Below are 13,000 nucleotides of genomic sequence, written 5' to 3' on the forward strand. Positions count from 1 at the left end.
TAAGGAAATTTCCCCATCTCTTTTCTACTGAGCCCATTTATCTTTGATTCAAGATGCGATTGGTGTTCCTTGGCTGCATCGTACTCGGAGTTTTCACTCAAGTCGCCCTTGTCTGCAGCCTCTGCAATAGCAGCCGAAGCTTTCGGACGTTCTACTGTTTCGAGCTCATGAAGCTCAGCTACGAGCTTGTCGTAGCCCTCTTGTGACATGTAACCCATAATTTTCTTATTGATATTTAAAGTATGTTTTTGCTTTCAAACAGATACTAAAAACAAGAATTCCGACATTTCCATGATGTCGGAATTCCGTATCCTTACTTCAGTATCTATATGCTATTTCTTACGTTTGCAAAGATAGGAAACATTTCTCAGCCTACCAAATATTTTACTTTTTTTAGGCTTCTACAATCCTTTCCTATCACACTTCAACTACCCCGGCATACGTTTCCATCCCTTATTCTCGTTGACTTACATCAATAAATAAGGGGGTGCCTCGTGATTTTTTCTTTACTTTCTTGTTCATTATATATTTTTCCTTACCTTTGCAACGTGTTTTTCATAGTATTAGATTTAAGGTTAACAAAAGGTTGGGACTCAGCGGAGCCCCTTTTTTTATATCCATACGTTAACCAACCTCTATTAAATACACAGCATTTTCCTCATCATATCTTTTCTTATACTCATATTTTTTATTTTTCCCACTCTCTATTTTCTATGAGTTTGCATATACTCTCGTGGCGACACTCCATAAAAGTTCTTAAAGATGGTAGAAAATGAGGTAGCATTAGGAAATCCGCATACATACATCACTTCGGTTACATTACGATTAGAGGTGGCCAGCAAATGGGCTGCCTGCTTGAGGCGGATATTACGGATAAAGGCATGTGGCGTCTGATTGGTGAGTTCTTTCATCTTTCGATAGAGATGCACACGACTGATGCCCACCTCCTTGGCTATGACATCTACACTTAAGTCACTGTTACTCAGGTTATCATTAATAACTTTCATTACCTTTTCCAAGAGTTTTTCATCCAGAGATTCCATTTTTACTTTCATTACTTTTTCATCTTGCGATTCGTTACCGTTAAACTTATTGCGCAATAATTCGCGTTGGTGCAATAGGTTCATCATAACCCTACGAAGTATATCCATATTAAACGGCTTCACCAAATAAGCATCGGCACCGCTTTCCAATCCTTCTAATCTATCCTCATCGCGGTTCTTTGCCGTAAGCAAAATTACTGGTATATGGTTGGTATTAATATTATTCTTCATTCTTAAACACAGTGTATTACCATCCATTCGTGGCATCATAATGTCACTGATAACGAGCGATGGTATTTCTTTCAGCACCGTTTTCAAAGCTTCCTCGCCATTGGGACACACTGTTACATCGAAATCGCGTTCCAACTCCGATTTTAAATATTGGCATATCTCATCATCATCTTCGGCTATGACAATATGTTGCCGCTTACGATTAGACAGTTTTTCGTTAATATTTCCCGGCTTCACCTCTGTTTCAAGTAGCCGCTCTTCCGGTGTCAGCAGGACATCATCGGCCTGCTCCAAGCTAAGCGTTTCTTCCTCGTTCAGCATTTCTTCCGACTTGAGATGCTTACACCCCAATGGCAGTGTTACCACCATTTCGCAGCCCTTACCATCGGGTAGGTTACGTGCCTCTATATTTCCATAATGCAGCTCTACTATAGAGCGAGCCAAGTCGAGCCCTATACCGGTACCCACATTACGGTCATTCAGCCTTGCCGGCATTTGGTAGAAGCGTTCAAAGATACGTCCTAACTTTTCCTCAGGTATCGTATCACCATCGTTGGCTATCGTTATACGCGCCATAGTTGTATCCTGCGTTAGTTTTATGGTGACGTTCCCACCGGTATTGCAGAATTTGAAAGCATTGGAAAGTAAATTCATCAGCACTTTGTCAAAGTTAGCGCGGTCTATCCATACCGGTAGCAGTTCGGTGTCGTGCTCAAAGTTAAACTTCACATTTTTTGCCTTAGCTTGATAAAGAAAGAGCGAATAAATATCTTTAATAAAGTCTACCATATTGGTTTTGCTCATCCGCATTACCATCTGTCCCTTGTCTATCTTACGCAAATCCATCATTTGGTTGATGAGCGAAAGTATGCGTTCGGCATTTCGATGTATGGTTTCATAAATACTACGGCGATGTGCATCTGTATCTTCTTTGATAAGCTGTAGTAGCGGGGTTACGATAAGTGTCATAGGTGTACGTATCTCATGACTCATATTTACAAAGAAACGCAACTTGGCCTCGCTCAGTTCCTCTGCATGGATATAAGCCTGCAGACGCAGGCGATCAGCTTCTTTGCGTTGGCGATAGGCCCAATAAAGCCATGCCAAGGCCACTAACAACAATAGGTAGCATCCATAGGCTATGTCAGAGCGATACCAAGGAGCCCTTACCTTCACTGTAAATACTTTTTCGGCCGATAGCATATTGTTACAGCTAGCCCTCACCTTAAATTTATAGGTACCCGGTGAAAGGTGAGTAAAGGCTATTTCATTGCTGCCCGGAGTAAGTCTTATCCATTTCTCTCCATTGATGCTGTATTGGTACACTACGTTGTCGGGATCATCGTAAGTCAGTGTAGACAAATGTATGCTAAACGAATTATCCTCATAGTCCATCACCAATTCATTGGCATCAGGAGAAACATTCATCTCCTGACTGCCCACAGTAAGACCGGTTATCTTTACCGTTGCTTTCCAATGAGGTACTTGCACACGGCTCGTTGTTAGCCAAGTAATGCCACCCGTACCACCAAGCAACAACTCTCGGCCATCTTCCGACATGAATGAAGCACCATCGGTAAACTCATTGCCCTGCAACCCCCTATCCACATAAAAGCACATTACTCTGCCGGTTGTTGTGTTCAAGCAGCCCAACCCATGGTCGGTACCTATCCACAGCCGTCCTTGCGCATCGTTCTCTATGCTGGCTATACCGTTATCGGGCAGTCCATCTTTAATTGTCAGCATCTGTGCAGAGTGTTTTTTAAGATCGTAAACATATAGGCCATCATTGGTACCAAGATACACTTTACCATCTTTTCCTTCACGTACCACTCTCGAAAAAATACCATATTTCGGACAATTTACTCCAAAGGTCGACAGCCAACTCTGAGTCTTTAGTTCCAAGCAGCACAACCCTACCGATGTAGCTACATACAGTCGACGCCTATCGTGCGAAAAGGCCATTTTAAAAATAAAGTCGTTAACCAAGCTATTCACCTTATTATTAGCCTCGGCATGGGGCTTCATACGGTACATACGTAGGTCACCACTACGTGTATTCAGGCGCACTATGCCTTGTCCCATGGTGCCGAACCACATACAACCGGTTTTGTCGGATACGATACTAAACACACTTGTTTGACTTCCCAATCCAAAATCTTTCGGATGGTATGTTTCCGACTCGGCCGACACCCAGCCACAGCCTTCCTCGTAAGAACCCAGCCATATATGCCCTTCGTTATCCTCGGCCATGCTCAATATAGTTCCCGGCACATGGGTATAGTGTCTTAACAGCTTACGATGACTATCGAGTAGATACAGCCCATCTTTATCGGTACCTACCCACAGTCGATGTTTGCTATCTACCAACACGCTCGACACGCAATTGCTCCCTATCACATTAGACGGCCCCATTTTTGCACCCATATATCCAAATGTAGATTGGGTCACCGGTTGTTTAAATACTCCCTTTTGCAGTAGGCCCAGCCATAAGTTGTCATTGCGATCTTCCAATATAGCATATACCTTGGTATGCCCCAAATCTACATCTTTAGAGAAGTATGGATTTGACACCAACACATCGTGCTGAGGGTCGTACACATAGAGTCCGGTACCATCGCAGCCCAACATAAGCTTTCCTTGCTTGTTCACATACAGCTTGTTTATGGGCAGGTTGCCCACGCTCTCTACCCTGACAAAATGCTTTTGCTCACTATCAAGGTGCCACAATCCATGCCCAAACACAGCCAACCAGATATGTCCCTTCCTATCTATGCTAATATCACGCAGAGCATTGCTCATCTGCTTGTTGTAGAAATAGTGTCCCACCACTTTCTTTCCCTTTAAACAGTATAAGCCATGGAAAGCCGTTATTACCCATAGTCGGCCCTGCTTATCTTCTAAAATACGTTTAATGTGTAGCAATGCCGAAGGCAAACCTGCTATAGTATGGGCTGTGCATTCTCCCTCTACTCGCATCAAGCCTGAGCCCGATGTACCAATGAGTAGGTCACCATTACGGCATTGCTGTATATCGTTAATATAAGGATGTACCAGTTGACCGGTAGGACCAATGAGTCGCAGTGTGTCGAAACTCTCACCATTGTATTTCTGCACTGTTAGATTGGTTCCTATATACAAGGTATGTGCCTTATCTTCAAATAGGCAGTTGATAAAATTACTCGTCAGTCCACTTTTGCCGTCTTCACGCTTATATATTTTGAATCTATAACCATCGTATCTGTCCAATCCGTTACGTGTTGCCACCCACATAAAGCCATCATGATCTTGGAAAACTTGGCTCACGAAACTGTTCGACAGTTGATTATCGGCCGTATATAGCTTACCCATCTGAGCCTTACCGGCCAATGGCAACAGCAGGCCAATGAGCAGGCAGAATATTCTTGTTAACATGGTTGTTGAGATCTTGATTTTTTAGTTAGCTGCAAAGATAATAAAAAAACAGGAATAGTGTACACTTTGTATTGAATTTAATATCGTTACAGTGTAAATCTACATCTCGTTACCAAAACCAAAGTTTATGCAACAAGTCATATATAAATATTTCTATAATTGCACTACCTTTGCCAACAACAATCAATATTCTACCTCATGAAAATATTTTTTCAACACTTCAAGGCCACTCTATTCATAACCTTGTTGCTTTTTTCGGCCACCCATTCTCAGGCGGCTGTCGATCCTAACTTTTACATTTTTCTATGCTTTGGCCAATCCAATATGGAAGGTAATGCCAAGATAGAACCTGAAGACTTAACTGGAGTAGATGCCCGCTTCCGCATGATGGCAGCCGTCGACGACCCCTCACGCGGTCGCATCATGGGTCAGTGGTACACAGCCTTACCACCGCTCTGTCGTCCAAATACCGGTCTCACACCTATCGACTACTTTGGGCGCACCATGGTAAAGTATCTACCTAAGCAAGTACGCATAGGCATTATCAATGTGGCCGTAGGTGGTTGTCACATCGAAACTTTTATGCGCGATTCTGTAGACAACTACGTTCGTACCCGTGCCCCACAATGGATGGCGAACATGCTCAAGGCTTACAACAACAACCCCTACCAACGATTGGTAGAGTTGGCTCGCAAGGCCCAGCGCGATGGTGTTATTAAAGGCATATTGCTACACCAAGGCGAGTCGAATACCGGTGATCAACGCTGGCCCGAAAAAGTTGCTTTTGTTTACAACCAGCTCATTGCCGACCTGCACCTCAAATCAGAAGAGGTACCACTATTGGCAGGCGAGGTGGTACGAGCCAATGGGCATGGTCGGTGTGCATCTATGAATACCATTATCGACGCTCTCCCACAAACGGTACATACAGCCCATGTTATCTCATCGGAGGGCTGTACAAGTGGCCCAGACGATCTACATTTCGATGCAGAAGGTTATCGCGAATTGGGCCGTCGATATGCTTACAAAATGCTGTCGCTCCTTGGAATAGAAGTAGCCAAACCCTTTATTGTACCTACCGATGCCGTCACTGCTCCTACTACCATTCCCGGCAATGATTTTCCTCAAGTAGATTCACAGCACAAAGCCTACTTCCGCCTTCATGCCCCACAAGCCAAACGGGTACAACTCGATATATGTGGCAAAAAGTACGATATGCAGCGCGATGAACACGGCACATGGTCGGTTAACAGCGATATATTAGTGGTGGGCTTTCACTACTACTCATTTATCGTAGATGGTGTACAAGTAACCGACCCAGCCAGTGACACCTACTTTGGCTGCTGCCGACAGAGTAGTGGCATAGAAATTCCAGAGGGGGCCGAAGGCAACTACTATCGTCCACAGCAGGGTGTGGCCCAAGGGCAGGTGCGCTCGTTCTACTATTATGCCTCTTCTACCCACGAGTGGCGACATGCCATGGTCTATACCCCGGCCGAATACGAACATGGCAAAAGACGCTACCCTGTGCTGTACCTACAGCATGGTATGGGCGAAGACGAAACGGGCTGGAGTAAGCAGGGCCACATGCAACACATCATGGACAACCTCGTTGCACAAGGTAAAGCACTGCCCATGATTGTGGTGATGGAGAGTGGAGATGTGAAAGCTCCTTTCCGTGGTGGTTCTAACGAAGCTGGTCGAAGTGCCTACGGAGCCAGCTTCTACCAAGTACTCGTTGGCGACCTTATCCCTACCATAGACAAAACTTTCCGCACGCTGACCGACCGCGACCATCGGGCCATGGCAGGCCTATCGTGGGGTGGACATCAGGCTTTCGACATGGTATTTACACATCTCAACCTTTTCTCATACGTTGGTGGATTCAGTGGGGCCATTTTCGGAGTAGACTTACAAAAAACATATGGTGGCATCTTCTCACGGCCCAATGAGGTGAACAGCCAGCTACATACACTATTCTTAGGCTGTGGCAGCGAAGAAAATATGGGTACCGCCCAACTTATTGATAAGCTGCGTAATGCCGGCATCAAGGTACAGAGCTATGTGTCTAAGGGCACTCACCACGAATGGCTCACATGGCGACGCTGCCTAAAGGAGTTCGTTCCACTGCTCTTCAGGAAATAAAATCTACCCACTAAAGCCTATCCTTCATTTATTCTATATATCCACATCTCTCCCCAGTGCTAACAACTTTGTGACAAAACTGTTAGCACTGGGGAGACTTTTTATACAGAAAACTTGCCCCTAAAAACGCGCTCATAGCTTAAGTATTTTGAAACGAACAGAGACTCGCACACAAATAAGGCCAAAATGAGATAAATAGCAACATATTGATATTCAATAACTTACATTAAAATCAACCTTTATTTATTCATTAATATGGCTAAAACTACCCTTTATTAGCATGCTTTTAGGTTGTATCTAAGCGTTTTTTATGTATCAATAAGTATCTACCAACGAGCTAAAAAAACTTTTGTTATCAACAAAAGAGTCTCTACAGCCTCATTTTCTACTATTTTTCTTATCGCTCATGGTCTAAAAGTACAGAAAACTCAGTCTGTTTTTTAATGCCCCCAACAACTGTAATCACTATCTCTACACGCATGTCATACCTATATACCAACACGTACCGTAACAGCAGCAAGCACTTAGATAAAAACTTTATGCTGTTTTATTCTCTTCTTTCCATTTTAGCTTGAATGATACTACAAAGTAAGAAAGTGTTACAAGTAGCAAAGTATTTCATTGTGCTTTTATTTATCTTTGCACAACCATTTATTCTTAAACTCATGAAAACAATACTAAAAGCCACCATCTTAGCTCTTACCAGCTGCTCTGGCATGGAATCTCCCATGGTAGCCGCTTCCCTCATAGCCAACCAGAGCTCTTCTACAGATACTACCCTCATGGCCAACCCCATGCTTTGGGCCGATGTTCCCGACCCCGATGTTATTAGGGTGGGCCATACTTTTTACATGGTGAGCACAACAATGCACCTTATGCCGGGTGCCCCCATCATGCAATCGCCCGACTTGGTGAGCTGGACCACTGCCGGTTACATTTTTAACAAGCTCACCGACTCTCCCCGATACAACCTGCACCAAGGCACCGTTTACGGCCGTGGACAATGGGCTACTTCGCTCAAATATTACAAAGGCCGTTTCTATGCCCTGTTCGCTCCCAACGACCAGCCCGGTGGCGATAGCTATATTTACACTACCGATGACCCATCGCACCCATGGACTTTGGTATCGCGGCTGCGTCATTTTCACGATGCCTCGCTCTTCTTCGATGACGATGATAAAGTTTATGTTATCTACGGCACCGGGCAGATGTGCCAACTTACCCCCAACCTCAAGTCGATAGTCGAAGGCAGTGACAGGCAGCTCTTTAAGCGTGAGGCCGATGAAACCGGTCTACTTGAGGGCAGCCGCATGATAAAACATGATGGGCAATACTACCTGCTCATGATATCATGGCCACAAGGACAACCTCGCAGGCAAGTTTGCTACCGAGCCAACAGCATTACTGGGCCTTACCAAAAAAAGGTTATTCTACAAAGCACCTTTGGGGGCTTCCCCTATGTGGGCCAAGGCACCATTGTAGATGCTCAAGATGGCAAGTGGTACGGTATTATTTTTCAAGATCGTAACGCTGTAGGGCGCGTACTTACCCTCATGCCATGCCAATGGAAAGACGGCTGGCCTATGCTGGGCGACGAACAGGGACGTGTACCCGACACCATGATAAAGCCCGTACAAGGATACCGCCCACGCTCGCTCACTCGTAGCGATGACTTCTCGACTCCACAATTGGCCTTGGAATGGCAGTGGAACCATAATCCCGATAGTTTATCGTTTTCCCTCACCGAACGGCCGGGGTGGTTACGTCTTAAAACAAGTAGAATTGTGCCTAACTTGTACTTGGCACCCAACACGCTAACCCAGCGCATGGAAGGACCCGTATGTCAAGCTACCGTATGCTTCGATGTGAGTCATCTAAAAGGAGGAGATAGAGCCGGGCTGGCCGCTTTTAATGGTGACTCTGGAGTGCTCACGTTGCAACGTAAGGGTGGTAAAGCGCTCATTACCATGAGCGAACAAGAAGTAAGTCTCACTGAAAAAGAAAAGTTTGTAAGCGAGGTTAAAGATACCACCATGGCACAAGCATTGGTGAATGGGCACAAGGTATATCTTCGCATAGAGGCCGACTTTAGACCGGGCACCGACTTGGCTACCTTCAGCTACTCTACCGATGGGCACCATTGGCAGCATTTAGGTGGCAAATACCACATGCGTTTCGACTACCGAAGATTTTTTATGGGTACCCGCTTTGCCCTCTTCTGCTATGCTACCGAGAAGTTAGGAGGCTATGTAGACATCGACAGCTTCGACTATCAGCACCCCCTTTTATCTACCAATAAATAAATCTGTACCAATGAGATCTTTACTGCTGAGCATAGCCTCACCAACCACCGGTGGCCAAATATTGGTGGAAAATGCTGCCAGCCCGGCCGTCAACCTAAAAAACATTATACTGCAAGGAGTTTATGTGTTTTACTTAACCTCATAACAAGTTCGTGAAACCTAATACAAAGTAGACCTGAAAGAAAACAAATATTTTTGTAATCGGCTGTAACAAACGATAAGTTGGTTACTGCCGACCATCTATCCAATATCATTTCAACATTACTTTACCATGTTTTCTAAACGCAACCTTACACTATTACTAACCTCGATGGCCTCAACTGCTCTGCTGGCTTGGGAAGGCATGAATATGCCTGCCCTGCATGTAGAGGGGCGATATCTAAAAGATGTAGCAGGCAACACTGTGCTATTACACGGCTATGCACAAACTTTCAGCCCATGGTTTAATGAGCGAGGAACCCAATGGAATAACTACGATGTTGATAAATGCTTGAGCTATAACCAAGGCATTATCGACAAGATAATGGCCGCAGGGTGGAAAATGAACTTTGTGCGCATGCACATGGACCCCTATTGGAGTAACACACCCAGCTCGCGTATCATTCCTGAGAGCGACATTTCGGCTTTCAGCTTTGACCGATTTAAGAAATACCTATCCCAAGTTTTTATCCCCATGGCCCAATATGCCGCCAGCAAAGGCATGTATGTAGTCATGCGCCCACCCGGAGTATGCCCCGACAGTATATGTGTGGGCGATGCCTATCAGCAATATCTCATCAAGGTATGGGACTATGTGGCCCGGCAACCAGAGCTAAGGAATAATCCGGCCATACTCTATGAATTGGCCAACGAACCAATAGGTATTTACCACGCTGACCACACACGGGCCGGTGACAAAGAGATGACCGCCTACATGCAACCGGTAGTAGATGCCGTGCGAAAGCACTGCAACAATATTGTATTGGTACCCGGACTGGGCTACCAATCGCACTATGCTGGCTATGCCGACTATCCCCTACAAGGCAGTAACATTGGATTTGCTGTGCACTGCTACCCCGGATGGTACAATGGGGCACACGATGGCAGCAAAGAGGTTACCATAGACTATGCTAACTTTCGTAAAAGCTGGCACGAACAGATATCTACCATCGCTAATATCGCTCCAGTGGTAGTAACCGAAATGGACTGGGCACCGGTAAAATATAATGCTTCCTTTGGCAAGTCGACAACCGGCACCGTGGGAGGTACTGGCTTTGGTGCCAACTTTAAGCAAATAGTCGATGATGATGGCAATATAAGCTGGCTCATCTTTACTACCCCTGAGCTATTGGCTCGCTACGAGGAGAAAGCTGCTACGGGCACTGCCGACCTCACGGTACTTAACGATCCGGAGGCTTGTATATGGCCGGCATACCATTGGTATCAAGAGTATGCCACCCACAACTACCCCTCGGATAAAGCTTATGGCTCTACCATAAGTCGTGGTCAGGCGGTAAGCATACAACCAAACCATACCTACCAGCTACTCTTGCCTTCATCGGGCCATAATTTTACGATAACAGCCACCTACGAAGACGGGAGCACAGACAACGTTACCGGACAAATTGATTTGATCAGTAGCTCGGCAGCCGTACACGCCCTCAAAGGGCGACTACAAGGTATAAAGGAAGGAAAAAGTACCATTGAGGTAACCTACCGCAACGCCAATGGCAGTACTTGTCGCACCCAAATGCAAGCCGAGGTGAAAACTTTCCCTCTGCACGAAGGTATTTTCAACCCCAGCATCTGGGAAAAAGGAACATTCGATGAGTCGACGGGAAGATTGCAGACCGGACGTTGGGGCTTTGGTGGCTGGCAATATAACATGGGTATAGACCTTTCGGCCTATCACTATCTCATCGTCGAACTAAAAGAGAAGCAACAGTGTAGTGCTTCTTTTCGCCTCTTCGATACCAACAATTATTGGACAAAACCGGCAGCCTACAATTTTGATAACAACACCCGGTTAGTTATAGACCTACAAAATATGAAGAAAAATGATACATCAGAAAAATGCCAACCCTCACATATTTATATTGCCGGATTCTGGACCACGGGGAGTAGCCCTATCAAGATAAAAGATATTTTCTTGAGTAATGATGCCAATGCCACCTCTGGAATACAACATACCATGAAGCCTGAGAAAAACTATCATAGAAATATTTATTCTATAACAGGCCAGTTGCTGCGTACCGATGGACAACAAAGCCTATTACCAAAGGGAATCTATATCGTGAATGGCAAAAAGATAAAGATGTAACATTTCGCAAAATCCATGTAACAAAAAATAAATAACCTTTAGAAAAGTCCAAATACCTTTGCATTTGCAATTATCTATCTTAATCTATTAAAAAAACACATGAAACAAACAATTAGCCTTTTACACGTCGTCTTACTGACTGTGGCATTTCTGTCAATGGGTTCGACTACGGTCTTAGCACAGAACTACACGTATCGGGGAAATGTAACCGATGAAAGTGGCGAGCCGTTAATCGGAGCAACCATAGCGATGAAAGGCCAGGCCAACGTGGCCACTGTTACCGATATCGACGGCAACTTTACCCTACATGCTCCTGAAAAACAAATCACCCTCATGGTGACTTACGTTGGTATGGAGTCGAAAAACATAAAGGCGACACAAGGACAAACTATCCGCATACAAATGAAAAACGATGAGCACACCCTCGGTGAAACCGTGGTGGTGGGCTACGGGCAGCAGAAAAAAGTAAGCGTGGTAGGTTCCATTACACAAACTACCGGTAAAGTGCTGGAACGAGCCGGTGGTGTGAGCAACATCGGGGCTGCCCTGACAGGTAATCTGCCGGGCGTTGTCACTATGTCATCAACCGGTATGCCGGGCGATGAGGACCCCATAATAGTGATTCGTGGCGTATCGAGTTGGACCGGTAGCGACCCCTTAGTACTCGTCGATGGCATTCAGCGTCCTATGAGCAGTGTAGACATAGGGTCGGTGAAAAGCATTTCTGTATTGAAAGATGCCAGTGCTACAGCTGTCTATGGAAGCAAGGGAGCCAACGGTGTTATTCTTATTACGACCAAGCGGGGCGATGATGGCAAAGCTAAAATCGAAGTAAGTCTCAACATGACTGCCAAAGTGGTAAGTAAGCTACCGGGGACTAAGAGCAGTGCCGATGCCCTATACGTGCGTAATCAGGCCATAGAGCACGAGTTAGGACTATATCCCGACTCTTGGGGAAAGATAACTCCGGCAGAGATATTGGAACGCTATAGGCACCCAGCCAATCTGACCGAGGCCGAGCGCTATCCCAATGTAGACTGGCAACACGAGGTCTTCTGCAACTATGCCATGGCCTATAACCCCAATATCAATATTTCGGGTGGTACCCAAGCCGTGAAATACTTTGCCTCGGTAGACTTTCTGCACGAGGGCGACCTCTTCCGTCAGTGGGATAATAATCGAGGTTACAAGGCCGGCTATGGATTTAATCGCATCAATGTTCGCTCTAACCTTGACTTTAAACTCACCAAGACCACACTGTTAAAAGCCAATATATCGGGCTCTCATGGGGTTAAACAAGGTCCTTGGAACATTGCTGCTAACTCGTGGGCAGAAACACAACTTTGGCAAGCCGCATACAGTGCACCAAGCGACTGCTTCCTGCCACGCTACAGCGATGGTACATGGGGCTATTACCCTGCCGACACACAAGGTGCCCCCAACTCGGTGGTAAACCTTGCCATATCGGGCGTGGGCAAAATAACTAAAACCCGTATCAATACCGACTTTACCTTGGAACAAGACTTAGGCTTTACGCCAGTTCGGGATAAGGATTTGCTTAGAAA

Annotated in this window: 5 protein-coding genes and 1 pseudogene; 4 read left to right on the plus strand and 2 right to left on the minus strand. The window is 45.4% G+C overall.

Going from position 1 to position 13,000, the window contains the following annotated elements:
• Together HMPREF2983_RS06120 and HMPREF2983_RS06125 are read right to left on the minus strand one after the other, a co-directional pair.
• Nucleotides 1–218 (minus strand): annotated as a pseudogene (locus HMPREF2983_RS06120) (transcription elongation factor GreA); the annotation flags it as partial.
• A 486-nt stretch (nucleotides 219–704) separates the two neighbouring features.
• Entirely contained in the window at nucleotides 705–4,688 is a 3,984-nt protein-coding gene (locus HMPREF2983_RS06125; protein WP_070667392.1) for a hybrid sensor histidine kinase/response regulator transcription factor, read from the minus strand.
• A 198-nt stretch (nucleotides 4,689–4,886) separates the two neighbouring features.
• Between HMPREF2983_RS06125 and HMPREF2983_RS06130 the strand changes: the two genes are divergently transcribed.
• The 4 genes from HMPREF2983_RS06130 to HMPREF2983_RS06145 all read left to right on the plus strand — a co-directional run.
• Nucleotides 4,887–6,833 (plus strand): sialate O-acetylesterase, encoded by a 1,947-nt coding sequence (locus HMPREF2983_RS06130; RefSeq protein ID WP_083316712.1) that lies wholly within the window; start codon nucleotides 4,887–4,889, stop codon nucleotides 6,831–6,833.
• A gap of 665 nt (nucleotides 6,834–7,498) precedes the next feature.
• On the plus strand, nucleotides 7,499–9,136 hold the full coding sequence (locus HMPREF2983_RS06135) for a glycoside hydrolase family 43 protein (protein ID WP_070667393.1): 1,638 nt from the start codon (nucleotides 7,499–7,501) through the stop codon (nucleotides 9,134–9,136).
• 310 nt (nucleotides 9,137–9,446) lie between these two features.
• Nucleotides 9,447–11,435 carry a glycoside hydrolase family 5 protein gene (locus HMPREF2983_RS06140; protein ID WP_210400367.1) on the plus strand — a complete coding sequence of 663 codons (1,989 nt, stop codon included), beginning with the start codon at nucleotides 9,447–9,449 and terminating at the stop codon, nucleotides 11,433–11,435.
• Nucleotides 11,436–11,534: 99 nt separating this feature from the next.
• A partial coding sequence (locus HMPREF2983_RS06145) for a SusC/RagA family TonB-linked outer membrane protein (protein WP_141757632.1) occupies nucleotides 11,535–13,000 on the plus strand: 1,466 nt, incomplete at its 3' end.

Origin of the sequence: Prevotella sp. HMSC077E09, from assembly GCF_001814685.1 — a bacterium.
GTDB lineage: Bacteria > Bacteroidota > Bacteroidia > Bacteroidales > Bacteroidaceae > Prevotella > Prevotella oris.